Source organism: Paraburkholderia elongata, assembly GCF_013177735.1.
GTDB lineage: Bacteria > Pseudomonadota > Gammaproteobacteria > Burkholderiales > Burkholderiaceae > Paraburkholderia > Paraburkholderia elongata.
The window spans coordinates 20,884-46,716 of the sequence record NZ_WOEZ01000020.1 but is presented as its reverse complement, the minus strand read 5'-3'; the positions used below and the strand labels follow the sequence as shown (position 1 = coordinate 46,716).

General features: G+C 59.7%; 22 protein-coding genes and 1 pseudogene. 11 read left to right on the top strand and 12 right to left on the bottom strand.

All coding sequences use genetic code 11. The features are described from left to right. The first annotated feature begins 28 nt into the window (after positions 1 to 28). Positions 29 to 1,294 carry a leucine-rich repeat domain-containing protein gene (locus GNZ13_RS04200; RefSeq protein WP_172160758.1) on the top strand — a complete coding sequence of 422 codons (1,266 nt, stop codon included), beginning with the start codon at positions 29 to 31 and terminating at the stop codon, positions 1,292 to 1,294. Positions 1,295 to 1,661: 367 nt separating this feature from the next. Here the strand turns inward: GNZ13_RS04200 and GNZ13_RS04195 are convergent, their stop codons facing one another. Continuing rightward, complete coding sequence (locus GNZ13_RS04195) at positions 1,662 to 2,453, bottom strand: DUF2182 domain-containing protein (protein WP_172160757.1); 792 nt, start codon at positions 2,451 to 2,453, stop codon at positions 1,662 to 1,664. Then, the gene (locus GNZ13_RS04190) at positions 2,450 to 3,094 is read right to left on the bottom strand and encodes a DUF1326 domain-containing protein (RefSeq protein WP_172160756.1); all 645 of its coding nucleotides are present in this window, start codon (positions 3,092 to 3,094) and stop codon (positions 2,450 to 2,452) included. The genes GNZ13_RS04195 and GNZ13_RS04190 overlap by 4 nt, the downstream gene beginning before the upstream one ends. A 331-nt stretch (positions 3,095 to 3,425) precedes the next feature. On the opposite strand from GNZ13_RS04190, the gene GNZ13_RS04185 reads away from it, so the two are divergent. Next, positions 3,426 to 4,289, top strand: a complete 864-nt coding sequence (locus GNZ13_RS04185; RefSeq protein WP_172160755.1) for a VOC family protein — start codon at positions 3,426 to 3,428, stop codon at positions 4,287 to 4,289. A gap of 141 nt (positions 4,290 to 4,430) precedes the next feature. Continuing rightward, on the top strand, positions 4,431 to 5,792 hold the full coding sequence (locus GNZ13_RS04180; RefSeq protein ID WP_172160754.1) for an MFS transporter: 1,362 nt from the start codon (positions 4,431 to 4,433) through the stop codon (positions 5,790 to 5,792). Between the two features lie 105 nt (positions 5,793 to 5,897). Here GNZ13_RS04180 and GNZ13_RS04175 read toward each other — a convergent pair. Continuing rightward, positions 5,898 to 6,032 (bottom strand): annotated as a pseudogene (locus GNZ13_RS04175) (tyrosine-type recombinase/integrase); the annotation flags it as partial. 92 nt (positions 6,033 to 6,124) lie between these two features. Between GNZ13_RS04175 and GNZ13_RS04170 the strand changes: the two are divergent. Continuing rightward, the gene (locus tag GNZ13_RS04170; RefSeq protein WP_172160753.1) at positions 6,125 to 6,499 is read left to right on the top strand and encodes a VOC family protein; all 375 of its coding nucleotides are present in this window, start codon (positions 6,125 to 6,127) and stop codon (positions 6,497 to 6,499) included. Positions 6,500 to 6,856: 357 nt separating this feature from the next. Next, entirely contained in the window at positions 6,857 to 7,135 is a 279-nt protein-coding gene (locus tag GNZ13_RS04165; protein WP_172160752.1) for a hypothetical protein, read from the top strand. Between the two features lie 234 nt (positions 7,136 to 7,369). On the opposite strand, the gene GNZ13_RS04160 is transcribed toward GNZ13_RS04165, so the two are convergent. The 3 genes from GNZ13_RS04160 to GNZ13_RS04150 all read right to left on the bottom strand — a co-directional run bounded on the left by GNZ13_RS04160 (position 7,370) and on the right by GNZ13_RS04150 (position 12,052). Next, positions 7,370 to 8,284, bottom strand: a complete 915-nt coding sequence (locus GNZ13_RS04160) for an SDR family NAD(P)-dependent oxidoreductase (RefSeq protein ID WP_236001794.1) — start codon at positions 8,282 to 8,284, stop codon at positions 7,370 to 7,372. Continuing rightward, on the bottom strand, positions 8,259 to 9,674 hold the full coding sequence (locus tag GNZ13_RS04155; RefSeq protein WP_172160751.1) for an aldehyde dehydrogenase family protein: 1,416 nt from the start codon (positions 9,672 to 9,674) through the stop codon (positions 8,259 to 8,261). The genes GNZ13_RS04160 and GNZ13_RS04155 overlap by 26 nt, the downstream gene beginning before the upstream one ends. A gap of 236 nt (positions 9,675 to 9,910) precedes the next feature. Next, the gene (locus GNZ13_RS04150; protein WP_172160750.1) at positions 9,911 to 12,052 is read right to left on the bottom strand and encodes a sigma 54-interacting transcriptional regulator; all 2,142 of its coding nucleotides are present in this window, start codon (positions 12,050 to 12,052) and stop codon (positions 9,911 to 9,913) included. 332 nt (positions 12,053 to 12,384) lie between these two features. Here GNZ13_RS04150 and GNZ13_RS04145 point away from each other — a divergent pair, with 332 nt between their 5' ends. After that, entirely contained in the window at positions 12,385 to 14,331 is a 1,947-nt protein-coding gene (locus GNZ13_RS04145; protein WP_407945604.1) for an SMP-30/gluconolactonase/LRE family protein, read from the top strand. 309 nt (positions 14,332 to 14,640) lie between these two features. Here the strand turns inward: GNZ13_RS04145 and GNZ13_RS04140 are convergent, their stop codons facing one another. Continuing rightward, complete coding sequence (locus GNZ13_RS04140; protein ID WP_115101509.1) at positions 14,641 to 14,826, bottom strand: hypothetical protein; 186 nt, start codon at positions 14,824 to 14,826, stop codon at positions 14,641 to 14,643. Positions 14,827 to 15,530: 704 nt separating this feature from the next. On the opposite strand from GNZ13_RS04140, the gene GNZ13_RS04135 reads away from it, so the two are divergent. Beyond that, complete coding sequence (locus GNZ13_RS04135; protein WP_172160748.1) at positions 15,531 to 17,150, top strand: lipase family protein; 1,620 nt, start codon at positions 15,531 to 15,533, stop codon at positions 17,148 to 17,150. A 236-nt stretch (positions 17,151 to 17,386) separates the two neighbouring features. Here the strand turns inward: GNZ13_RS04135 and GNZ13_RS04130 are convergent, their stop codons facing one another. Beyond that, on the bottom strand, positions 17,387 to 18,094 hold the full coding sequence (locus GNZ13_RS04130; protein WP_172160747.1) for a GNAT family N-acetyltransferase: 708 nt from the start codon (positions 18,092 to 18,094) through the stop codon (positions 17,387 to 17,389). Positions 18,095 to 18,260: 166 nt separating this feature from the next. Here GNZ13_RS04130 and GNZ13_RS04125 point away from each other — a divergent pair, with 166 nt between their 5' ends. Together GNZ13_RS04125 and GNZ13_RS04120 are read left to right on the top strand one after the other, a co-directional pair. Continuing rightward, the gene (locus tag GNZ13_RS04125; protein ID WP_172160795.1) at positions 18,261 to 19,238 is read left to right on the top strand and encodes a GlxA family transcriptional regulator; all 978 of its coding nucleotides are present in this window, start codon (positions 18,261 to 18,263) and stop codon (positions 19,236 to 19,238) included. A gap of 112 nt (positions 19,239 to 19,350) precedes the next feature. Then, complete coding sequence (locus tag GNZ13_RS04120; protein ID WP_172160746.1) at positions 19,351 to 20,310, top strand: homocysteine S-methyltransferase family protein; 960 nt, start codon at positions 19,351 to 19,353, stop codon at positions 20,308 to 20,310. A 74-nt stretch (positions 20,311 to 20,384) separates the two neighbouring features. On the opposite strand, the gene GNZ13_RS04115 is transcribed toward GNZ13_RS04120, so the two are convergent. Then, on the bottom strand, positions 20,385 to 20,993 hold the full coding sequence (locus GNZ13_RS04115; protein ID WP_172160745.1) for a nucleotidyltransferase domain-containing protein: 609 nt from the start codon (positions 20,991 to 20,993) through the stop codon (positions 20,385 to 20,387). Between the two features lie 64 nt (positions 20,994 to 21,057). Further along, positions 21,058 to 21,831 carry an SDR family oxidoreductase gene (locus GNZ13_RS04110; protein WP_172160744.1) on the bottom strand — a complete coding sequence of 258 codons (774 nt, stop codon included), beginning with the start codon at positions 21,829 to 21,831 and terminating at the stop codon, positions 21,058 to 21,060. Positions 21,832 to 22,080: 249 nt separating this feature from the next. Here GNZ13_RS04110 and GNZ13_RS04105 point away from each other — a divergent pair, with 249 nt between their 5' ends. Continuing rightward, on the top strand, positions 22,081 to 23,001 hold the full coding sequence (locus tag GNZ13_RS04105; protein ID WP_172160743.1) for a LysR family transcriptional regulator: 921 nt from the start codon (positions 22,081 to 22,083) through the stop codon (positions 22,999 to 23,001). A 143-nt stretch (positions 23,002 to 23,144) separates the two neighbouring features. Here GNZ13_RS04105 and GNZ13_RS04100 read toward each other — a convergent pair whose 3' ends face one another. Beyond that, positions 23,145 to 23,696: a hypothetical protein gene (locus GNZ13_RS04100; protein ID WP_172160742.1), complete on the bottom strand. Its 552-nt coding sequence runs from the start codon at positions 23,694 to 23,696 to the stop codon at positions 23,145 to 23,147. 2 nt (positions 23,697 to 23,698) lie between these two features. Further along, positions 23,699 to 24,538, bottom strand: a complete 840-nt coding sequence (locus GNZ13_RS04095) for an SPFH domain-containing protein (RefSeq protein ID WP_172160741.1) — start codon at positions 24,536 to 24,538, stop codon at positions 23,699 to 23,701. Positions 24,539 to 24,899: 361 nt separating this feature from the next. Here GNZ13_RS04095 and GNZ13_RS04090 point away from each other — a divergent pair, with 361 nt between their 5' ends. Continuing rightward, on the top strand, positions 24,900 to 25,736 hold the full coding sequence (locus tag GNZ13_RS04090) for a c-type cytochrome (RefSeq protein ID WP_172160740.1): 837 nt from the start codon (positions 24,900 to 24,902) through the stop codon (positions 25,734 to 25,736). Positions 25,737 to 25,833 lie beyond the last annotated feature (97 nt).

Here is a 25,833-nt window from a genome sequence, read left to right as displayed (position 1 = left end):
GAGGAAGCCTGTACTACGGGAGCCCGCCGTGCCCGAAACCCCGCCGTCAACCACGAACTCAACCGCTGAAGGTCCGAACCCGTCCTTGCCGCGAATCATCAAGCCGTGGGCCATCGGCGGCGCAATCGTGCTGTTGCTCGGCATTTTGCTGCTGATCTTCAACCCGTTCCACAAGAGCCCGGATGAACGGGCGCTGAGCGAACTGGGATTCATCAAAGGCACCTGCTACGCCAGCGACGCGTCGACAGCCACGCCCGACTCGGAATGCCTGGCGTTGCGGGCGAAACCGACAATGACGGCATCTCAGGTCGCGGCCGCTTTGCCACATCTAAAGAATTCCGACCGCAAGATCGAACTGAATCTGGGAGGCACCCAGATCGATAACCTCGATTCGCTGAAGGGACTGGACGATCTGGAATCGCTTGACCTGACGGACACGCCCGTCTGGAACATCGACGCCCTGAAGGAAATGCACTCGCTGAAAAGGCTCGTGCTCCATCGCACCGAAGTCGAAAACATCGCCGCGCTAAAAGGGCTGACCGGTCTGCAATCGCTGAACCTCTGGGATACCCGCGTCTCGAATCTCGACGCGCTCAAGAACCTGCGCGATCTGCGAGAACTCGACCTGCGGGATACACAGGTTCGCGATCTCAATCCGCTCGAAGATTTGCCGCATCTGGAAACGCTCAAACTCGGGGGCGCGAGGAACGTCCGGAACGTCGACGCGCTCAGCCAGCTCGCCTCCTTGCAGACGCTCGACCTCAACGAAACCCAGGTCGACAGCATCAGTGAGTTGAAAAAGCTCCGCGGTCTGCAAGCGCTCTATCTAGCGAACACGCCGCTGCGAGACATCGACGCACTAAAAGGAATGTCCTCGCTCAGGACGCTCGTGCTGGACGGTTCGAAGGTCGATGATATCGACGCGGCTCAGGGCATGCTCCAGCTGGACACGCTGGTGCTCGCTCGCACGCAAGTGACGAACATCGATGCATTGAAGGGGCTCACCCGTCTGCAAAGGCTCAATCTCGCCGACACCCGGGTCGAGAACGTCGAGGCGCTGACAGACCTGAAAAGCCTGCGAATGCTCAATCTCTTTCGCACCAGGGTTCGAAACATCGATCCACTGCGAGGTTTGACCGGTTTGCAGGAACTCTACCTTGCGAACACCCCTGTCGAAGACGTCGACGCGCTGAAGGGGCTCACTGGCCTGCGAGAGCTCGTTCTGTATGGCACCCAGGCCAGGAACGTCGACGATCTCAAAGCGGCGCTTCCAAAAACGCGAATCGTGTGGTGATCATTCGACATTTTTTCAACAGGTGCGCCAGGTCAAACAGCAGCGTCCCAGATTTTGATAGTCCTTATCCGACGGCACGCGACAACTGACGTGCGCTTGCAGCGAGATTGAATCTCAAGCTCACGGCAGCGCAGTAGCTTCTGGGGAAACCGGTTTTGCGTGCGCGAGGCTGACCCGTTTCATACGGGTTCGCGGGTAGCGTATTGCGCGGCGATCGGCAACTGGGAGAGGTCCGATTTACGTACAGCGCCGAAGCCATGCCAGATCGTCTGGGTATTTAATGAGGCCCTGTGTTACGGGACGCACCTCTATTAACAGATCCAGCTGTTCGGTCATTTGAATGACCGTGTTAGAACAGAAAAGCCGATCACACCAGCAGGGTGACGCCTGCCCAGGCGATCAGCACGACGCCCAGCACGCGGCCGACACGCTCACCGCCGGGCAGGATTTTTTCCACGAAAACGATTAGCGACAGCGCGGCGATCCAGACGAGATTCATGATGCCGCCGACGAACAACAACGCCATCAGAAGCCAACAGCAGCCCACGCAGTAAATGCCATGACGCATCCCGAGCAGGAAGCTGCCTGCGACGCCAGGACGCCAGTGCGCGGTGAGAAAATTCACTGGTGAACGGCACTGCGTCAGGCAGGCGCGCTTGAGCGGCGAGAACTGGTAGACGCCCGCCGCGGCCAGAACGATCGCGGAAAGGGGCGCGCTCTTCGACCACAACATCATTTCCGAAATGAGGCCGGTCGGTTGCAGCACCTTCTGCAGCGATGCCGCGCAGATCGAGAATGCCAGCCATGTGGTCAGGTAACCGGCCAGGAGAAACAACGACGGGATGGCCGACCTGGCCTCGATCGCGGCGTGGTGCCGCAATACGCGTCGATACAACAGGACGAGCGGCGCTGCGCTGGGCGTCATCATCGCGATCATCATCACCCACCACATGAGGATCACGGTGGGCAGCGACGGATCCATTCCCCCTCCGCCGTCTGCCAGTCGATGCGGGAACAGCGCGACGGCCGTCATCTCGAGCGCGGACATGCCGATTCCGGCGCCCGTCCACAAGTAGGCCCACGACAACGCGACGACAGCGACAATGCCGAGCGCGGCGATGACGCGCTCACGTCCGAGGATATTTTCGACGCTGCTCATGCGGCAGCGCGATGCCGGATCAGTCCTTTGTTATTCATGTGCAGTCGCGCGAACTGCGCGTAAGTCCCCTTGAGATCCAGTGCGATGTTTCCGTGCGAGCGGCTGGTGCCGGAGCCGATCTCGGCAAGCTCGTATTCGAAGCCGTGCGGCAAGTCGATTCGAACGCGATGCTCGTCACCCGACACCGGATTGCGGATCGGTTCGCCGACGACGTCGAATACGCCCTCGACATGAATCCGGCCGCGTCTGGTATCGACATCGACATCGAAGTCGATCTTCGTAAAGATCGGATCGAATGCCTGCTCGAGCGTCGATGCGAATACGGAGAACATCGTGGCGAACGGCTCGGTGTCCTGCCCCGTCATGATTTTCAGAATGGCTTCGCGTTGCTCCGGGCTGGCCCGTTCGTCGACGATCGGCTGGCACTTGCCCTTGCCTTCGTGGATCGGTCCCGGCCACCGAAACACGACCGCGATGTTGAGGTCGTCGAGTCGCACGTCGCCGTAGTAACCGTTGCTGATCGAGATGGCGCCCATCGCTTCGCAGAAGCCGTTGTTCGGCAGTGCGTTGAATTGGCACGGGCAACCGTATGAGCAATTGCAGTTGATCAGTTCGGTGCCTTGGATTTCCCAGGGAGTCATGGTTGTTCTCCTTGTGCTCCGCGACGAGTAGCGTGCTTCGAATCTAGTGTATGGCAGGGGGGAGGGAAGTCAAAGTTTGGGTTGACTGGGCGCACGCGATTGTGATGGGCGTTACATATGATGTTTTGACGGAGGAGCCTGCGGTCAGAACGGCCGCTACCTGATCGCAAACCTGCCATCGACCTTGAGAATGTCATCAGGCATCCTACAAACCGATATGACTTTCCGTCTCCAGCCCGAAGCAGCCCCAAGGCGAGCAACTACGGACATTGTGCACACCGGGGGTAATGCCGCCTATCCTTGGAGATAAGCGAACCGCAGGGTCCCGTTCATGATCAATTTGCACGAACTCCGGTATGTTCGGCTCGGTACCCGCGACATTGACGCCGCGACGAAGTATGCCGTCGATATCCTTGGATTACAGCTGGTGCGCCGCGAGGGCGGGTGGGTCTACTTGCGCTCCGATGAGCGCGATCACACGCTGGTCTACTTCGAGGGCGATCCAAACGACCATACCATCGCATTCGATGTCGTCGCGAACGAGGCGCTCGAGCATGCAGGTGCGGTGTTGGAGCAGAACAGTTTCCGCATACACGCCGGCAGTCGCGACGAGTGCGACCAACGTCGGGTACGTGCCTTCATCGGTTTCAGGGACCCGTCTGGCAACCAGGTCGAATTGGTGTTCGGCGCCCTGCATAGCGGCCGCCGTTATTTTCCGTCACGCGACGCCGGAATCACCGGCTTCAGCCATGTGGGGCTGCGCACCAGCGATCCCCGACGCGACGAGATGTTCTGGACGACACTGTGCAATGCGCGCGTTAGCGACTGGATCGGGCCTGCACCGCTACTGAGGATCGACGAGGTGCATCACAGGATCGCCCTCTTTCCATCCTCGTTCGCCGGCATTCAACATATCAATCACCAGGTTGAAAGCATCGACGACCTCATGCGCGCCTGGTACACCCTGCGTGAACAGGGCATACCCATTCGGTTCGGACCCGGGCGGCATCCGACTTCGGGCGCCGTCTTTCTTTACTTCGAGGGGCCTGACGGAATGACTTATGAATATTCGACAGGCGTTCGCCTGATCAGGCCGGACGAGGAGGCGACCTGGTGCCCCCGCCAGTTCCCGTTCGATTCCACCGGTTTTTGCATGTGGGGCGCCAAACCCGACATTCCGGAGTTTCGAACCTGACGCGTGACCAGATTCATTGTTGATCGCGCTAGAACATCAAGGCCGCCGAAGACGGCGTGCTGAGAACGCGCGGGCGCAGGCTTCCTGCCGGCACCCAACTCGAACAGATAGCCTGGATTCCGCGACTGCAGGGAGAACGCCATGGCGACGATCAGAACGGTTGATGTTCAGGACTTCATCAACTCGCACAAGCTGTCAACGTATCAGCTTCTGATCGTTGCGCTGTGTTTCCTGACAGTCGCGTTCGATGGTTTCGATACGGCAAGCGCCGGATTTATCGCGCCTGCCATCAGGAAGCAATGGGCATTGAGCGCGCTTCAGTTGGCGCCTATGTTCGGCGGCGGCCTGTTTGGTCTGATGATAGGCGCGCTCCTGTTCGGTCCGCTTGCCGACAGGTTTGGGCGCAAGCCCATACTCTGCCTTTCAGTGGCGTTTTTCGGCGCCATGTGCCTGTGGTCCGCCTACGCGACTTCTGTGCGCGAACTCATACTATTGCGATTCCTGACCGGCCTGGGTCTTGGCGGAGCCATGCCTACGGCCATTACGATGACATCCGAATTCGGTCCCGAGAAACAGCGCTCGCTATTGGTGACGAGCATGTTCTGCGGCTTCACGTTAGGCGGGGCATTAGGGGGCGTGGTCGCCTCGCAGATCATTCCCTTGCATGGCTGGCAGGGCGTGCTGCTATTCGGCGGAGCAATGCCGTTGATGCTGGTGCCGGTTCTGGTATGGCTGCTGCCCGAGTCTGTCCGGTACCTGGCGCTGTCCGGCCAGATGCAGAAGCAACTGGCTCGCACGCTCCGGCGCATCGCGCCGCAGGAGCCGCTCGACCACGCGACGTTCACTGTTCCCGAGAACAAGGTCAAGGGCTCTCCGGTCCGCAACCTTTTCGGCAAGGGCGTGATCGTCGGCACCATCTGCCTCTGGCTCACCTTCTTCATGAGTCTGCTGGTGTATTACCTGCTCACCAGCTGGCTGCCGACGGTCATTAACAACACAGGGGTTCCTCTGAGTATGACTGCACTGATCGCCGCGGCGCTGCCCTTGGGCAGCACGGTCGGCGCCGTGCTGATCGGCCGCCTGATGGACAAGCACAGTCCCTGTCTGGTTCTCGCAAGTTCCTACCTTATTGCCGCGGTGTTCATCCTGCTCATCGGCGTCGCTTCGTCGTTGCCGATGCTGGTGATCGCAGTCTTTGGGGCTGGTCTTGGGACCGGCGGCTCGCAGACCGGCGTCAATGCACTGGCGGCGGCCTACTATCCAACCTCTAGCCGCGTCTCGGGCGTGAGTTGGGCGCTAGGCATTGGCCGGGTGGGTTCGATCGTGGGCTCGATGGTCGGCGGAGTGCTGCTAGCCATGCATCTGGGCCTGCCCATCATGTTCATGCTTGTAGCGGTTCCCGCTATCGTCGCTGCACTCAGCATGTTTGGCATGGGACGCTATGAGGCCGCGCTCAAGGCGTCTGAAGTTGCTCGAACGCTTCCTGGTTCCGTCAAGCTTTAGGAGACCGTCGCGCCGAATAGATACATGGCACTTTCGTCGAAGGTAATCTCTCCGGCTTTTCATTCAGCGTCACGTACGTCGATCGTGGTGACACGCTGCCCGCCTTCAAGGCAAGGAGTCCAGTGGGCTCGGCACGCCTCCACCGCCAACCTTCAGCACGTGCGTGTAGATCATCGTGGTGGTCACGTCTGCGTGCCCGAGCAATTCCTGCACCGTGCGGATGTCATACCCCGATTGCCACCGGTAGCTACTTGTGGCTACGTGTGGCAACATCGCGGTGATCTCTAAATCACGTTAGGCCTCGCGCAGGCCCACACACTTCAGGAGAACTCATGTTCGACCACGTCAAATTCGGAGTCAGCGACTATGCAGCGAGCAAAGCGTTCTTCCTCAAGGCACTCGAACCGCTCGGCGTAGCTGTTGTCTCGGAGGGGCCGCCGACATACGGTGTCGAGCTTAGCCCACAGGGTAAGGCTTCACTGTGCCTGTACCAAACCGAGGAGAAGCCGGCGCATCTTCACCTGGCGTTCACGGCCGAGAATCGCCAGCAAGTCGAAGCTTTCTATCGCGCGGCTCTGGAGGCGGGTGGCAAAGACAATGGTGCGCCTGGTCCACGCCCGCACTACCACGCGAACTACTATGCAGCTTTTGTCATTGGTCCGGACGGGCACAACATCGAAGTGGTTTGCCACCAACCCGAGGCCTAACCCTTCCATCGAGCGGACTCGCGAGGCTAGGCCGCCTCTCATGTCAAACGTTGAGCGTCCGTTATTCGGCTGTCTGCTGGGCGTTTCGAGCGCCCGCTATGGGTCGCGCGCTGCCGATCGCCGACAGGCAGTGACCGGCCAGTTGGAGACGTTCGACGGCAACGCTTGAATCGCTGACAATCGCGACCTCACCTCAAGAGGAACCCGGGCGGAATCGCAGATCATCGAACCAGGCAACGGCCTGGAAGAATAAAAATAGCGCGTGAAGATGCAAGGCGCATAGCGAGCTAGCTATTTTTTTCGACAGTGTTGTTGGCCGTACAATCTGGCGAAAATTTAAGAGTCCCGGAGGAAGCAATGCTCGCCGAAGTATTCAAGCGCCCCTTATCGCTTTTGATTCCCAATGCATTGATCGTCTTCGCCATTCAGTATCATGAAACAGGCAGGATGACTGCCTTCGGAATAGCGGCGTACCTCATTACATTCTTGGTTACGGGCATGGTCATTGAGGGGCTGAATGTGTGGTGGAGACGGCGCTTCGGGACGGGCAAGGGCTCGGGCATTGCGCAGGCCGGGCTCTGGTCCGCTGCGGCAGTCTGCTTGTATTTATTCTTTCGCCACTTCGACCGCGGCTGATTAGAGGCTGCCTCGTCCAAAGGTGAACGGCGTGCCAGCAAGACCGCGCCGCATCTCCGCTGGAATTACAAATTAGCTCTGTATGAGTGAGAGGGGGGGCACCTCAGAAGCGGTCATTGCCGTCGTTTGATTCCGAACGCCGGTTCAGAGTCGCGTCCTGCCGATCGCGGCTTGGGGTGCCGTTGGGTCGCGTATATCAATCGCATCAGGCGGCACTCGGCCATGGCTGCACGCTCACTCGGGAATGAAGCCGGTTTTGCCCTCGAACATTACCGACCCGGCGATGTCCTTTTGTGCCTGTAGTGCGGCCAGACTCCCCGAGTAGCCGGCTTCCAGCACCGCATAGGCATCCCCGCCGAGGACGGTGCGCAGCGGCGGCTCCGGCATCTGGCTGACCGTGTAGATCGCGTCGGCCATTTTCACGGGATCGCCCGACGCATTGGCGTCGCCGTTCTCCTCGATCCAGCGACGCAGCTTGCCGACCGCGCTGTCCTTGTATTCATCGAGTTCTGTGGTCCAGCGGATATTGGCCACGAAACCCGTCTTGATCGAGCCCGGTTCGATGATGATGGTCTTAATGCCGAACTCGGCAACCTCCTGGCTCACCGCTTCGGCAAAGCCTTCAAGTCCGAACTTCGCGGCGTGGTACAGCGAGCCTCCCGGGAAGGCGGCACGTCCGCCGACGCTACTGACATGGATGAAGGTGCCGCGTTTCTTTGCGCGCAGCGCACCGAGGAAGGCGCGCGTGACGTGGATTGGCGCCAGCAGATTCAGCGCGATCTGCTGTTCGATATCGGCCTCGCTCATTTCCTCCATCGCGCCAATAACGGCTCCCCCCGCGTTGTTGACGACGACGTCGACATCTGGATGGCGCGCCGCGGCGGCCTGAACCTGTTCGCGGTCGGTCAAGTCGACCGACTCCACTTTGAGCTGATCCGGATAGGCCTGCCTCAGCGACTGCATTGCCTCGATACGACGCACCGCTGCAACCACAGGATGCCCCTGGGCCAGCACCTTTTCCGTGACGGCGAGCCCCAGACCGCCGGACGCACCGGTAATGAACCACTTCTGACTGGACATGATGCCGTTCTCCTTAATGAACGTTTCGGATCGGCGAGACCGGTCACTCAAGAATGGCCCGCGGTTCAAGAAATGCCTCGATACCGAAGGCGCCATATTCGCGACCCACGCCTGAGTGCTTGAATCCGCCCCAGGGCGCCTGCGGATCGTCCCGCATGCCGTTGATCACGACGCGCCCGGCACGGATCTGCGACGCCACGCGGCGTGCGCGCTCTACGTCGGACCCGCTCACGAAGGCATGGAGGCCATACTTCGAATCGTTGGCGATCCGGATCGCCTCATCTTCCGTTTCATAGTCGATTAGACAGAGCACCGGACCAAAAATCTCCTCCTGCGCGATGGTCATATCGTTCCTTACGTCCACGAACACCGTTGGCCTGACGAAGTTGCCCCCCTCCAGACCGGGCGGATGGCCATCCCCGCCCACGAGGACTTCCGCGCCTTCCGCGATGCCCTTCCGAATGTATGACTGCACGCGCTCGCACTGCTTCTCCGTCACCATGGGGCCGATAGCAATCCCGGGATCGGCCGGGTCGCCGACCGTGAAGGCGGGCATGGCGGCCACGATCGAGCGCTTGACCGCATCGAGACGGCTCTTCGGCACGAGGAGCCGCGTTCCTGCCGCGCAGGCCTGTCCGCTGTTCAGAAATGCAATGCCGAGGGCCATCGGAATCGCCTGGGCGAGGTCGACGTCGTCGAGCAGGATGTTGGGTGACTTGCCCCCCAGCTCGAGCGTGACGCGCTTCATCGTCGCCGCACCGTCGCGCATGATCTGTTCGCCAACGGCGCCCGATCCGGTGAACGAGATCTTCGCGACGTCGGGATTCCGCACGAGCTCGGCGCCGACCACGTTGCCGCGGCCCGTCACGACGTTGTAAATGCCCTGGGGCAATCCTGCCTCGTGCAGACATTCAAGCAATACCTGGGTCTGCAGCGCGCTCAGCTCGCTAGGCTTCACGACCACCGTGCAACCGGCGGCGATCGCGGAGGCAAGCTTGAGGCAGATGAACAGCGCATTCGCATTCCAGGCCGTAATCAGACCGGCCACGCCGACGGGCTCAAAAGTTACCGTTGTCTTATCCCAGCGCCGGACGAGCTGCATCTCATGAAGCGCCTTTTCGGCGTGGAGGAACGATTCGACTCCCGACTGCACGATGAGCCTGGAGAACTGGCACACGCCGCCGTACTCCTCGACCATCGCCGCCGTCAGATCGTCGGTGCGCGCCGCGACCACTTCGTGCACCCGGCGCAGGATGTCCGCGCGCTCTTTCTTCGTCGTCCGGGCGTAAGCGGGGAAGGCACGCTTCGCGGCGGCGATCGCGCGCCGCGCATCCTCCTCGTCGCCCAGAAGCACGCTGCCGATTACCTTTTTGTTGGTCGGATTGATGCTCTCGATGACCTCGCGGCCATGGGATTCGACGAACGCACCGTCGATGTAATGCTGCGTGATGGCTTTCATCGCGTCTCCTCGGGGCCATGCGGTCAGAACGAAGCGTGACGATCATGAGTCATCTCTTGCGATCGTCGGCGCCGCCCCTGCTGCGGTTCTTCAGCAGGGGGCATGGCCATATCCGACGCAATTGCCGAGCCAACGGTAAGGTATTGAATCTAAAGCGTGTTTCGGTGCGGTGCAGTGGCGATATCTCGTCAATGGCGAACTTCGGTACAACAGCTGGCCGACCAAGCTTTCGCCGGTCAGTGCCGAAAGCGGCTCTTGTCGATCCTCAGCGCGCGGATTTTCGATTCGAGCGTCGAGCGCGGAATGCCGAGCCGCGTCGCCGCCCCTGTGGGTCCGAAGACCCGCCCGCCGCAGGCGCGCAGCGCCTCCTCGATGATCGTCTTCTCATGAGCAGCGAGCGTCGATGGCAGGACAACCCGGCTATTGAGTGGCGGGCTCGCCGACAGCCAGCTCTCGTCGATCATGAATTCATCGGAATCGCAGACGATCACCGACCGCTCGATCACGTTCTGCAGTTCGCGCACATTCCCCGGCCACGGATAGGCCTTCAGGCGATCGAGTGTCCACTTGTTGACGTGCCGGAACGACTTGCCCATCTTCCGCGCGTAGCGATCGATGAAGTACGCCACGAGCGGCGGAATGTCGTCTCCGCGTTCCCGCAGCGGGGGCATCTCGACGGGGAAAACGTTGAGACGATAGAAGAGATCCTGGCGGAAAGTTCCGGCAGCGACTGCTTCCTCCAGATCGCGATTCGTGGCGGCAATGACGCGAACGTCGACGCGGATTGCCTCCCGCCCCCCGACGCGCTCGAACTCCCGTTCCTGCAGCATCCTCAGCAGCGCGGCCTGCATGCCAGGCAACAGCTCTGCGACCTCATCGAGAAATATCGTTCCGCCGTCGGCGAGCTCGAAGCGGCCCAGGCGCCGTTGTGTGGCGCCCGTGAAGGCTCCCTTCTCATGCCCGAACAGTTCCGAGGCAATCAGTTCGCGCGGGATGGCGGCACAATTCACGGCAACAAATGCCCTTGAGGAGCGACTTGATCGTCGGTGAATCGCACGGGCAATAAGCTCCTTTCCGGTCCCGGTCTCGCCGGTGATCAGAACGGTCGAGTCGCTGGCTGCAACCTTGGACACGCGTGACAGCACGCCGGTCAGCGCGAGCGACTTCCCCACGATCTCTTCGAACATTGAGGCCTTGTCGATCTCCTGACGAAGCGCGACGTTTTCTTGTTGCAGCCTCTCCTCGTCCCGCTTGCGGTCGTCAATATCGGTACATGCAATATACCAACGGATGATTTGTCCCTTGTCATCGCGTAGCGGGTTGTAACGGGCCAGAAGCCAGCGATAGATTCCCTCGCTATTGCGTATCCGAACTTCCAGCTCGTAAGCAGAGCCGCCCGACAACGCACGCTCTGCAAGCGCAGCGTGTCGGGCGAGATCGTCCGGTTGAACTTCGAAGCTGGTGTCGCGCTGCCTCCACTCCTCGAGACTTGCGCCGAGATAAGCAAGCGCCGTGCGGTTTGCATAAAGGCGCTCGCGTCGGGGCCCCAATACCGCTATGAGTTGCGGCGTGAGATCCAATATCTGCTGAAGTTCCTCCTCGCGCTCGCGCAGCGCCTGAGTCAATCGCTCCTGCTCCGTTACATCCATCCCTATCCCGACGAAGCGCCGGAAACTCCCTCCTTCGCTCACGGGCGTGCCGACGCAACGGATATGACGAGTCGTTCCGTTGGGCTGCACGATCCGTTTCGTAAAGTCGAAGGCCTCATGGTCCGCGAGCATCTTTTGAATTGCTTGCGACATAAAGTCCCGATCTTCCGGGTGCACGAGCGCAATGTATTCTGGAATGGTCGGCGCTTTGTCGCCCGGCTCGAGGCCGTGGATCTGAAACAGCCCGCCGGACCAGTATTCGAAGCGGCCGGCGTTGAATGCCCAGCTACCCGAACGCCCGAGCCGCTCGCCTTCCGCGAGATAAAACTCGGCTTGCTTGCGTTCTTCAACATCGAAATTGATGCCGATCCAACCCTGGAGCGTTCCATCCTTAGCCAGAAGAGGTTCGGCGCGACAGTGGAACCAGCGGTATCCGCCTTCTGCGTTACGTACTCGAAAAGTCACCTCACCGGCAGAGCCCAATCCGACGCACTTTGACCAGACATTGCGTGCCTCGTCGTGATCGTCTGGATGCAGCCACGCGATGTGGGAGTCCCACGCCGCGCCAGTTTCGATGCCGAACCGAAGGGGATCGTCACTCGCAAGGCCTAGGTAATCCGCGCATCGTTCGTTCAGGAACGTGAAGGCGCCGGACTGGTTCGCGTACCAGGAGTGCGCCGCAATCAGATTCAGTGTGGCAAGCAGCGGTTCTTTGGTGAAAGCATCCATGAGACACCTGTCGGCGTGAGAGCGACGGGACTGCGCGCTGGTTTCAGCATATCGCCATTGGCGATATCTCGCCAATCACGCGGATCTCATGGTCCAGTTGAAAAATCGCTCAACTCGCGCCGCGCACCGCCGTTAACTCAGACGACATCCCAGACCAATTCGACGCGTCACGTCGCACGCTTCGCGACGCACGGGCTCAAATCGTCAGGATTCGGACTCCAAGTTTGCCAGGGTTGGCAACACCGCACTATGGACGCCTGTACTGCACGGCGTGCGATCGAGAAACATCCCTCATGGTTTTCAAAGGACTCTGTACCGCGTTCGTCGCGGTAATGCTGAGCGCAGCGGCTGCGTCCGTTTGCGAAGCTCAATACTCTACCGGTTGGGTGGCCAACACACATGGCACGGCCGCGACTCGGGTGGGCAATGTGGCCCGCTCGATGTGGGTGGCATCAGATGGGGTGATCTATACCGCGTCAATGTGGGACGAAGGCGAAGGCGGCATCGCGATCTATCAGAACGGACAGAACATCGGCTCAATCGGGGCGCACGGCGAGTTTCAGGGTGGCGCGATCACCGGCAACTCGACCTCGCTATTCGCTGCGCTGCAGTTCAACGCCATGTATGGAAGCGGCAAGGTTGGCCGATACGACCGGACAAGCCGCACGCGCGACCTGCTTATCACGGTAAGCGCGACGACTACCGAACGCCTCGCGGATGTCGTCACCGGACTCGCGACGTCCGGCTCGCTGCTCTACGCGAGCGATTTCCCAGGCAACCGCGTGCGCGTGTTCACGACGTCCGGTGTCTGGCTGCGCGATATCAGCGTGGCAGGGCCGGGCGCGCTCGCGGTGGACGCGGGCGGCAACATCTGGGTCGCGCAACACAGCACGGGCGCTGTGATCCAGTTCAGCCCGACCGGCGAACGGCGAAACACCATCCAGTTGCCGGCCAAAGCGCAATCATCTTCGCTGTATTTTGACTCGTCCAGCGGGCAGTTATGGATCGGCGACGAGGGGCCGGACATGAACATCAAGATCTATGACGTGTCCGGCGCACCTTATGCTGTGGGTACGTTTGGTGTTCAAGGCGGCTTCCTCAATACGGTCACTGGCATCAAAGGGCAGGTGGGCGACAGGCGCTTTACGCGCGTCACCGGCATCGGCAGGGATTCCGCGCGCAACCTCTATGTCCTGAACAACCCGTGGGGCGGGTCATGGGACCTCGGCCGCAACGGCGGCACCGACATCCACGCGTACGACGGAACCGGGGTTCTGCGCTGGCAGCTCCAGTCGGTGAACTTTGAGGGCAACGCGGCACCGGACCCAGCCACCGACGGGGCGATCTTCTACGGCGGAACGAACATCTATTCGGGTACCGCGGGAGGCACCTTCGTTGCCAACACAATCGATCCGATCACCTATCCGTCCGATCCGCGGATCAATCTCGCCGACCACGAACGCGGCGAACAATTCGCTCAGGTCGCCAGCGTGGGCGGCCACCGGATACTCGTCGCTGCGAGCCAGAACCCCGATACCTTCTACTTTTTCCACTTCAACCCGGCGAGCGGGTACATTGCGATTCCGGATAGCACGTTGCCGGGAACGTCCTTCGGTACGACGGCGAGAGTCCGCAATGGTTTCTGCCTGGATAGCAAGGGCGATATCTGGGCGGGTCTCGACAAAACCAACGTCATTTCTCACTATCCGCTGACCGGTTTCGATGCGAGCGGCAAACCGGTCTGGGGTGCCGCGATCACGACGCCGATCCCGCGCACAATCTCGCAACTGACGCGGATCGTCTACCTGCCTGACAGCGACACGATGATTCTCACGCAAGGGGCAACCGGCAGCACGGACTGGACGGCGGTCGGATCGCGCGTCGAGGTCTATCACGGCTGGCTGGCCGGCAACAGGAGCACGCCGAACCCAGTGATCAATCTCACTGGCGCGAATCCCAAATCCATTGCGGCCGCCGGCAATTATCTGTTTGTGGGCTACGTACATACCGTGCCGAATATTGATGCCTTCAACCTCACGACGGGACAGCTCGACATCACGCTCGTCAATAGCAACCCAAACAAAGTCGACGTCGGCAACGACGTGGACTCGATGTATGGACTTCGGGCGTATCGGCGTTCGACCGGCGAATATGAGGTGACGAAGGACAACTACAACGGCTCGAGCATTGTGGTGTATCGCTGGACGCCGCCAGCATTGACCAGGACCGGGGTGAGTGCGACGAAGACGATGGTGGTGTCGCCATTCAGCGTGAATTGACGATGCGCCTGAGTCGCCGCGATTGGGGCGGCGGCTCAAGGCATCGGTCCATGACTGGGGAGAGTTCGTTGAGGGTTGTTGGATGCCTGCCGTGACCGCCATGACTGTGAGCATGCGGCGACGCGTGCCGGCAGGCGTCCAACAACCCTCAACGGTCTACGACGTTGGCGCTGTTAGCGCGCTTGAAGTGGCTCACGCAGGCACCGTCCGAGTACGGCAAGCTGACAAACTTGTCCGACCTCGTGCCGCGGCCGGTCCACATACTGCGGACTGCCTGTCACCACATGGCAGCAGGCTTGATCGTCAGTATCATTCTTTCCTCGTCTTCGGTTGTTCGGGTTGCGGGTCACGTCCGCGTTGCGTCGGTGCCCTCGTACACGCATCCGGGGGCGTCACATAGGTCACGTCGTCGCAGCAGCACGCATAGACCGGAAACCCGTAGGCATTCGTGCGGATGATTTTCGTTGGCCCGTGCAGCGGGCACACTGCGTTCATGTCGCCTCCTTAAACTCATGATCGACCGGCTCGACCTCGTAGACGCGGCTCGTCAGTTCGGGACGGCCAAGCACCGGTTCGACTCGTCGATCGCGTCGGGCGAGGTAACCCTTGCCGGTCCGGCGCTCGAGGAGGGCGCCGGAAAACGATCCACAGCAATATTCTACGACTCTCTCCACGTCGTGAAGGCACGATGGATGTATGGCGCGAATGGCGTCCGTTCACGTAGACCGCAATAAATCATTCTCCGGCGAGGGCCGGTCGGCCGACTTCGACGGGAGTCGGGCTGGGACAACCATTTCAGCTCGACAGACTACGCGGCCGTGGGTGCACGCGAGCGCGAAGTGGCGGGGTCTCAGCGCGGCCCAGAGGAGACATTGGCATCCAAGCCCTGAGCGTCCGCTTTGGTTCCGCCAATGTCCCACGTCAACTTCCAATTGATACCTCCGCTCGGCCGAGCATAAGGCTTGGTCACCTGTGCGTGATGTCGCATTTCATTCACTGAAGAGACAGCTCGCGACGTACGTAAGCCTAAATGTGTTCGAGCGCACAGAAAGCGCGCTCCGGCCCGTAAGATCCTGCCGATACCGAGCCGCGTAGCCCAGTCCAGCGTAGTGCACCGACCCATGCTTATATTATTCGGCAGGCTTCTCAATGTATGGGATCGCTCGTTCGCCTGGATACGGGGGAGCCGTCCACCCGCAATGGACTCGGTCAATACTGAGACAGATCATGCAGGGGCGCCTGATCGTGAGGAACGGCATACCGTTATCCTCGTCCACGGAACCTTCGCAGCGCCGAAAGAAGGTGTAGTTCAGTGGTACCAAAGGGGAAGCGAGTTTTGCAAAGCCCTCGATAGATCGCTGGAAACGCTGCACTCCAACCCTCGTTGCTGGAGTCACCTGCCAGATGATGGCGCGGTTTTCCACTGGGATGGTCGAAACGACTGGTTGTCTAGGCTTTTTGCAGCCAAGGCGCTCGCGCGAGAAGTTCGCGACCTCAAAGACGCTGGGTGGCACTGCCACATCGTTGCCCACAGCCACGGCGGAAATGTGGCGCTCGAAGCCTTTCGTCTTTTTGGCTTGGACGAGACGTGTAGGTCAATTACTCTCTTGGGTTGCCCCGTAATTAGTTACAAAACCGGTCGCGTGGGTCGATTTCTGTGTCTTGCGACACTTCTGTTCATTGGAGTCGCGCTTGCACACGATTCCGAGACCTTAAATGCATTTTTGCGTGTTCCGGGTCGCCACGTTTTTATTGTGGGGACTATGATTGCTTTAGCCGCTTTAGCATTTTGTTTGAACGTTTTTTTTGAATTAATTATGGTCTTCATTGGCGCTATGACTGCTAGCTGGAAGAGCGTCCCTGGGCCTGAAGGTGAGTATTACCCAATATATCCAAAAATCTTTCATTTCTATAGCGAATTCGACGAAGCACAGTCATTTCTTAAGGCAGTAAACACAATGCAGAATCCACTTGCAAAGGACAAAGATGGACTTCGCCCTTCGATCCTCAACGCCTTGCAAGTGGCTTTTAATATCGACCAGGCCGTATATACCCGCAGCCTGAGTCATCCAATTTACCTATTGGTATGGCTCTCGTACGCGATCGGATTCCTTACTGTGCTGCGACTGCTGCCCCATAGGGAGTGGTGGCTCGATAACGCGGCGTTAGTATTCATCCCCGCCGCATACATTCTAGCTGTTTCCTTTGTCCGCGTTCAGTTTGTTGTCGAATGCCTGGAGCTTCCGTGGCGGCTGCTTCTCGTGCTGCTTCGAGCTTGCCGAAGCATTGTCGTCCGAGTTGTGACTCCTCTGCTACTCGCTCAAGCTTGGAAAACGCTTAGGGCTGTGTCTCTTGGCTTACTTGGCAACCCAGGCCACATGAAAAATGTCACGATTGGAGAAGAATATCTGCATCACTGGGTCGAACACAAAGTCCTGAGCGGACGAGAGATGAATCTCTGTCCAATTCCGATTCCCTCAAGTTTTATTCGAACGATTCTGGCGGATCAGAAGCTACAGGCAGCACAGATTGCAACTGGATTGCTGGAAGCCTACAGGGACGGATTGGGTACTTGTGCTTCATCCTCCTCAATCAACGACCTGTTAGCCGCGCTAGAATTTGAATTGGTTCATTCTGTCTATTATAAAGAACCGAAGATTATCGACGCCATCGCCCTTGTCGTTGCCGCCGGACCATATATGGCCAACCTAGGTGAAGCGGAGCAGAAGTCCTTGCGTGAAAGCGTCGGGCCAAATGCGTTTCTCAACTACCGTCATGCCATAAATGAAATTGTAAAGAAGCATTGCAAATGGGATTAGAGACCGACGTACGCTAGCCGCATCGAACTTGTCAGGCACCAGCGGTCGCTCGCTTGTGGCTCGTTCAACGACCTCGGCCGATCCCTGACCGGGAGTGACCGACCAGCAGGAGACATCCACTGTAACCGCCCGAATGACCGATTTTCGGCACACATCAGACCTCCGTCGACCCCGGGTATTCGTGCCGGCGCAAGCGAGCGGGCATACGTCCTCGATGCACCAACAGGAAAATCGCATCACGCTGCGCCTGGATCAGCATGTCTGATCAGGGTAAGGAGGAACGTGCGCCGCAACTCGAAGCCAAGACGTTCATATAGCCCGATCGCGGATTGATTGTCACTGAATACGTGCAGGAATGGAGTCTCCCCACGACGCTCGATTTCCCTGCACAAGAGATTCACAAGCCGGCCAGCAAGGCCCCCGCCTCGCCAGTCGTCATCCACGCAAACCGCGCTTATCTCAACGTATCCGTCGAGGCGCATTCGTTCTCCTGCCATCGCAATGAGGCGCCCCCGGTCGCGAATTCCGATGTAGTTGCCCATCTCGTGGGTTCGCTTGCCGAAAGGACCGGGTTTGGTCTTCTGTACCAGATCGCGCATGTCTTTCGCGTCGGCGTTACTCAGGGCGATCACTTCCTGATCGTCGACGCCTCTGGCTTCGTGGCGAGTGGCTACCATCTGATGGACCACTCCCATACGTTCTGCTCGCAAAGTGTCGATTGGAACGACAGGATCGAAGGACAGCAACGCTACCTGCTCATGAGGCAGCAGGAGCTGGTGGAGCGCCTGGTAGGCCGCAGGGGTTTCGTACGCCACAGCGGCAAACGGAGCCACGTCGGGGTGGTAGCGACGGGCAAGCAGATCGCCTTGGCGCAGATGCGCCTGCCTGGTTGTCAGGGCCGTCCAGATCGGGTGATCGAGGCTAGATTGTGTTGAATGGTTCATACCGGTTCCTTTTGACCGCTCTTCTTCCTGCTGCACCATCAAACGGCGTTCATCAGGATGTCGTCCGGGCAACGCGGACAGGTTGCGTTCGGATTGAGGACCACTGTAGACAGGAACGTGCATGCGTACTATTGTCGTAAATGACATTTTTGAAGTCATTTACGACATGAAGTTGACGATTCTCGCTCTCGACGGGGTGTTCGACACGGGGTTTTCCGCGGTGCTTGACGCTTTCACCACCGCGAACGATCTGGCCGCGATCCAGCAGCCCGGCGTCGGCCCGCACTTTGAAATCGACGTGATCGGTATGCGGCGCGACGTGCGGACTGCTTTGGGCATGCGCGTGCCGGTCAAACCAGTGAGCGCAATGGACCGGCCGGACTGGCTGGTCGTGCCGGCACTCGCCACAAAAATGCCGGAGCAACTGGTGCCGGCGCTCGCGCGGCGCGACGTGGTCGATGCAATGGCATTGCTCCGTCAAAGTCACGCGGATGGGGTGAAAATCGCGACCGCTTGCATTGGCACTTTCGTGCTGGCGGAGTCGGGTCTGCTGAACGGCCAGGAAGCCACCACAACGTGGTGGCTCGCGCCTCTTTTTCGTCAGCGTTACCCGGAGGTTCGGCTGGACAGCGCTCGCATGGTGGTGCCGTCGGGCGACTTCACCACCGCGGGCGCAGCGATGGGGCACCTCGATCTCGCTCTTTGGCTGCTGAATCAGGCGAGTCCCGATCTGGCATCGGTTGTAGCCCGCTATCTGCTGGTGGACGCACGACCTTCGCAAGCGCCCTACATGATCCCGGATCATCTCGCGCGCGCGGATCCGCTCGTCGAGCGCTTCGAGCGCTGGGCGAGAGGTCGGCTCGCCGAGGGCTTTTCGCTTGACGCAGCAGCGGACGCCCTGGCAACCAGTACGCGAACACTGCAGCGCCGCATCGAGGCTGTGCTTGGAAAATCTCCGCTGTCTTACTTCCAGGACCTTCGCGTCGAGCGAGCTGTTCATCTCCTTCGCACGAGCCGCCTCGACATTGAGGCGATTGCCACGGCGGTCGGTTATGTCGACGGCGCGACGTTGCGCACGCTGTTGCGCAGGCGCCTTGGGCGCGGGGTGCGCGAGCTACGTGGCCCCAGGGCAGACGACATTTGAAAGCCTGCTTTCCGGCAGATATGTGACCTTCAGCCGGTAATGCTGAAGGACTGCAGCGGGTTGCGTGCTGCCGATCGCAGCCACGCCTTTAGATTACGACAGGAGACAAATCATGGCGAAATACCGCAATAAGTTGCCACAACTCGGCGACGGTCTTTATATCACCGACGGTGGGATCGAAACTACCCTGATCTTCCATGAAGGATTGGAACTCCCGGACTTCGCTGCCTTCCACCTGCTGAAGATGCCGGAAGGCGAAGCGGCCCTCCGCAAGTACTTTCGCACCTATGCGGAGATCGCGAAGCGGTTTGGCACCGGACTTATTCTCGAAAGCGCGACCTGGCGGGCCAACGCGGACTGGGGAACCCGGCTCGGGTACATGCCCGAGGAGCTGGCCGATGCAAACCGTAGAGCGATCAACCTGCTCGCAGAGATCCGGGACGGATACGAAACCGATCAAACGCCGGTGGTCATCAGCGGGTGTCTCGGCCCTCGCGGGGACGGTTATATCCCCGCGAGGGCCATGTCGGAGCAGGAAGCAGAGACCTATCATCAGGCTCAAGTCGAAACCCTCGCTGGTTCCGCTGCGGATATGGTGTGTGCCATGACCATGAACTACGTGGCGGAAGCCCGTGGGATTGTGCGAGCGGCCCAGCAAGTGGACATGCCCGTCGCCATTTCCTTTACCGTCGAGACCGACGGCAATCTCCCGACCGGCCAGAGTCTGAAGACAGCGATCGAGCAAGTTGACGAGGCGACGTCAGGCTATCCCTGCTACTACATGATCAACTGTGCCCATCCCACGCATTTCGGCCACGTGTTGGCTGAGGGCGGGTCGTGGTTAGATCGGATTCGGGGCTTCAGAGCGAACGCTTCGCACAAGAGTCACGCGGAGTTGAGCGAATCCCCGGAGCTTGATAGTGGGAACCCGGTCGAACTTGGTACGCAGTACGCCCGTCTCAAGGAACGGCTTGCGCACCTGAATGTGATGGGAGGCTGCTGTGGCACGGACCACCGTCATGTGGAACAAATCGCTGAAGCTTGCTCGCCGCTTTTTCGTACTACGACCTAACAACCGGTTGCAGCGGACGGCGTTCGGCCGCCGCTGACCGGCGGCGTTGAACGTCTGGTATTTAGCAGCGTGAACTATTTGAAGGCAGATCCTTCGCCTTCTTCCGACGCCTCAATAGCTCTTCCTAGCTTGACCAGGTAGCGCTTTGCTGTTTGGAAGTCTCCACGCCATAACCACTTCAAGCAGTTGAAGAGTTCCCATGCCAGGAATCGGTCACCATATCGAAAGACAGTCATATCGCGCCCGGTCGGCGCGAGCCTCGATGATGTCCTCGACTCAAGGCAACGATCCCGATTGACTATCTCGACAAAGGGCTGCTCCAGGGTGAGCTCGGTGCTGGGCGATATGACGTGAAATTCGATAGAGGTTAAGTCGTCGAAGACGAGCTTTTGGAACGGGCTGTCCGGATCATGCGCGCCATCAAACGTGACGAATACTTTCGATGGGGCGATCTGTTGCCGTATCGTTTGGAACAGTGAGCGCCCGGTTCCTTCCGAGCTAAAGGCAATCAGGTCAATGTCAGAGAGGCGATCGGCGGTCCCCTTTGCAAATGAACCGACGACCACTGCACCGGTGCAATCTGAAGAGTCTCGGACCGCGGCGGCGATTCGCATAAGAAGCGCGATCTGGAATGCTGTGGAGGGGTTGTCCCTCCACCTTTTGAGAAAGTCTTCAAAGCGCATTGGGCGGTCCCGCATGGTTTGTGGGAGGTCTACAGAATGAGACAATAATACGATCGGATGGCTGTTACTTGGTCGTATAACCGCCGTTGACCAGAATGGTCTGCCCCGTAATCCACCACCCGTCGCTGACCAGATGGCGGATGAAGGGCACCACATCCCCTGGGTCGGTCAAACCAGTCGTGGAGAACGGTGAAAGTGCGGCGGCGGTCTTGTGGTAAGCCACCGCGTCCGCGCCTTCGGCGGGATAGAAGAACGGCGTGTCCATGGGCCCGGGGCCGACGGCCGTCACGGAGATGCCGCGCGCGCCGAATTCCTTGGCCGCAGCACGTGTGAAATGCTCGACCGGCGCTTTGGTGCCTGCATAGGCAGCGTAAAACGGTGTGAACGCGCCAAGCAGCGACGTGACGAGCGTGACGATCTTGCCATTGTCATTGACGTGCTTGCCTGCTTCTTTGAGGAAGAAGAACGCAGACTTGGAATTCACCGCCGTCATTTCATCGTATTCGGCCTCGGTGATGTCGACGAACGGCTTCTTCAACACCTTGCCTACCGTATTGATTGCAATGTCGGGGCGGCCGATGGCGGCGACGACATCCGAAAACAGCTTCTCGACCGCACCGGCCGAGGTCAGATCGGCCTGGAAAGCAACCGCCTTGGCGCCTGCCAACTCGATCGCGGCAAGTGTCTCGTCCGCTGCGGCTTTCGAACCCGCGCTGTTGTAGTGGATCGCCACCGCCTTGGCGCCCTGTGCGGCGAGATCCCGTGCAATCAGTCCACCGAGATTTTTCGCCCCGCCCGCAATGACAACGGTTTTGCCTTTGATGCTGTGGTTTGCCATGGTTCATCCCCAGTGCCGAAGCCGCCCTATGCAGCCTCTCATCCTGTTGGATGATATATTCCAGGAAAATCATTTAAATCTACTGTTTCTGACATCACTGGTCAGAAAAGTCGAACAGTGGAAAGGCGTGCCTGGACATGACGATGAGCGAGATCGGCGGCGCGCGCGCATTCCGGACCGATGGACTGCATCCCGCGCAGAAAGCTCGATACGACGTCGAGCTGCGCGCTCGCGAAGGTCGGAGCGAACGTGGATCGTATTGACCTGTTTCGCGTCTTCGCGCGCGTTGTCGAATGCGCGAATTTCACGCGCGCGGCGGACACGCTCGGCTTGCCCCGCTCGTCGGTATCCGCAGCTATCCAGGAGCTGGAAGGACGGATCGGCGCCCGGTTGCTGCATCGGACAACGCGGAAGGTGTCGCCGACGCAGGACGGCGCCGCGCTCTATGAGCGCTGCCTGCGCCTGATCGCCGATGTCGAGGAGACCGAGAACCTGTTCCGGCAGACATCGGTTGGACCGAGCGGCGTGCTGCGCATCGACGTGCCAGGCCGTATTGGCCGGCTGATCATTGCACCCGCACTGCCGGAATTCCTCGTCTCCTATCCGAAAATCGACATCACGCTCAGCCTGACCGATCGCACGATCGACCTTGTCGAAGAACGCGTCGACTGCGTGCTGCGCGTAGGTAAGCCGCACGATTCCGGCATGATCGCGCGTCCCATTGGCGATCTGCCACTGATCAATGTTGCGAGCCCCCTCTATTTGTCCCATCACGGTACGCCTTGCGCGCCCGGCGACATGACAACCCACCAGGTCATTCAGTATGCGTCGCCATCGAGCGGGCGCATCACGCCCTGGGAATGGCTCGACGGCGAGACGGTAAGGACGTTGACAACGCAGGGCCGCGTGACCGTCAACAGCGCGGAGGCGTATATCGCATGCTGCCTTGCAGGACTCGGCTTGATCCAGATTCCTGCCTATGACGTGCAGCAGCATCTGCGTGCGGGCGAGCTGATCGAGGTGATGCCCGAATATCGGGCTGCGGCGATGCCGATGAACTTGCTCTATCCGCATCGGCAACATCTGTCGCGCAGGGTTCAGGTGTTCGCCGACTGGCTCGATGCGCTGTTGAAAGGGCAACTCGTTTGCGATTCGGGTGGAAGAAAATGAAGCCGGCCGATCGGGGTGTGAAACACCAATCATGCATGCTCGAAAGCGGTCCTCCGTTCACAAAATCCGCGATGCGGTACGGAAGCGGCTCCGGCCGACTGGCACCGTAAGTTGCGACAGCATTGTGGGGCGATGAGCCAGAATCATCCGGTGCGATCGAGCAACACCGCTTCGCGACTCCGCAACGTCTGCTGGAGGGCCGCCAACCCATCTTCGACTTCGTCAAGATGTTCCAGCATCCATACACCACTTCGCGCATCGAGCATCGCGCGGAGCAGCGAACACTGCCCCACGAGCCGCTCGTCGCAACCGATCAATACCTTGAGGGTTTCAGCCTCCTGACGGTAGCGCTGCGTCATGCGATCATTCTCTGGGACCGGCTGCGATTGCAGCCGACCGCTGACGACGCCGATGCTTCCCGCCAGCCGCTCCAGCTTTTGGGCGGCGGCCATGTTCGACGGGTTCGGGAACGGCTTGTCCCTAGACGGCGTGCCAATAAACTCGTGTCGATAGTCGGCTTCAGCACGTTCGACACTGGCGCGCGCCATCCCCAGGAGCCAGCCTGCCTTGCTACGCACGAGTTGATCGTCAGCGCGGAGCTGATTTTCGGTCCGGTAGAAGTTGTAGCCCCAGCCGTGAAACAGGTTGATCGCTGCCTGTCGGAGCACGCCTTCGTCGTAGAAACTGGAGTCCATGGCTAGCTGTTCCCGGAAAGCCCTGCTTCGTGTCCGACTGGATAAATTCCGGTGGCAGGAGCGCCGATCTGGAAGGGCAAGCCCGCTGCCGCATTCGGCGCGGACACAAGGCCCTTTTCGGCCATGCGCAGCGCAAGATAGTAACGAACAGCCTCGATCGGCGAGAGGCCAATGGCTTGCAGCGAGATGAGTTCGCGCATCCGCTCGTCCTTGGGCACGATCAGGACTTTGAGGTCATTCAGCATGATGCCAAAGGTTCTCAGGAAGTCGGAGAGATGCGTCTTGACCGACTCGCGGATCTCGTTGATGTGCTCGTTGATATTTTCCATCTTCGTAACCTGGACGATCTGGTTGATCGCCTGCTCGATCGCGGGGCCGGCATAATCCGCTACCTCTTGCGTATCGATGAAGTTGCCGTTAAACGGGAGGTGGGTAATGAGATCGAGCGCCGCTTCCTTGGTATCGATGTGAATATAGTAGTCAACCTGATACGCCATCTCAGCCATCTCGGCACTGGTCGCGACGCCCTGGCTGCGAATCAGCAGCTTGGAACGGTTGATATAGATGACTTCGAAAACCCAGGGCGAGGAACCGCCGAAGAATCCTTGCGCGATGGAGCCCAGAAGTGGCTTGTCAGGCGTAGTGAGCGCGTACTGACCAGTCTCGTAAACGTTGAGCACAGCGCCCCGTGATTTCAGCACGCAGAAGTGGTTGCTTTCGACGGTTAGCAGCGAGCCAGAAACAATGCTTTCATCCACAATCTTGACCGCCACGCCCTTGGTGCCGAGCATATCGGTACCGTCGCGCTGAAGTGATGTGATGACCTGCCGTGCTATTGCCATGTCTTGCTCCTCGTCTTGATCTCAATCATTGAACTGCAGGAGTGGTTGCGACTGTTCGAACAATGGACTGGCCCGTCGGGAACGGCCGGCTCATGTCCGTCTGCGTTCCTGACTTTTGATGGTATGAAGGATATCGGAAACGACGCGTGCTGATTGCAAAAATCGTTAAGTGACTGATCGCCAGGCCGCATACGAGCGGAAAACCGATCCAGCGGCGGGTTCTGCGTGTGCAGTGGTCTATCGGATGGCCGCTGCACAGGCGAAAAAGAAGGAGTGTAATCGTCGCGCGTCGGCCGAGAGCGGCAAAGTCCGGACACAATCCTGTTGTAGACTTCGAACGCGTCGAGCGCACGGAGGACAAATGTCGAAACGCGTGTTGTTTGCGGTCTTGCTGTTGACGCTTAGCGTGATCGGGCATTGTGCGGCAGCGCAGCCCATGATTGAACTCAGGATAGGCGGTAAGACCCAGTCGTTTAGCCAAGGGGCGTTGCTGGCGCGTCCGGATGCTGCCGAGATTCACGTTCCGCGAGATGTCGCCTACGGTACGTCGACGACCTATCGCGCAGTGCCGCTGGCCGACCTGCTCGACGGTGCGGCGTTACCTGCGGACAGCGTGCTCGAGGCACGTGCGACCGACGGTTTCGCCGCGCAACTGCCGATGGACCTCGTGCGCAACCGCGATCCCGCGACGGCCGTCGCATGGCTCGCGGTCGAGGACCCGGCGCAGCCGTGGCCGAAGCTGCCGGGCAAGCCGGTCAGCGCGGGACCGTTCTACCTGGTCTGGGTCGGCAGGGAAGCGGCATCCGTGCGCAGCGAGCAGTGGCCTTACCAGATCGCGCAACTTTCTACGCAACCATCTCCATCCGCGCGTTGGCCGGTGCTCGGCGTCGATCCGGCGCTGCCGGCAACCGATCCGGTCCGCGCGGGTCAAAGCCTGTTCATCACTCAGTGTCTCGCCTGTCATCGGCTCAACCACGCGGGCAGTGCGGACACCGGCCCCGATCTCAACGTGCCGATGAATCCAGTCGAGTACTTCCAGCCCGCAGCATTGCACCGCTACATTCGCAATCCGGCATCGGTTCGAGACTGGCCCGGCCGGACCATGCCCGCTTTTCCGAAGGACCAACTGAGCGATCGCGAGATCGATCTGATCGTCGCTTATCTTGCGTACATGGCGCAGCGGAAGGTTGGACGGTAAGGCATGCGAAGTAAGGTTTGCACGATGCGGAATAGTCTTTCTCCGGCCTGTGTAAAGCGGAATTTGCTTCGTCAGGCGGTTGCTGTGGCGGACCGAG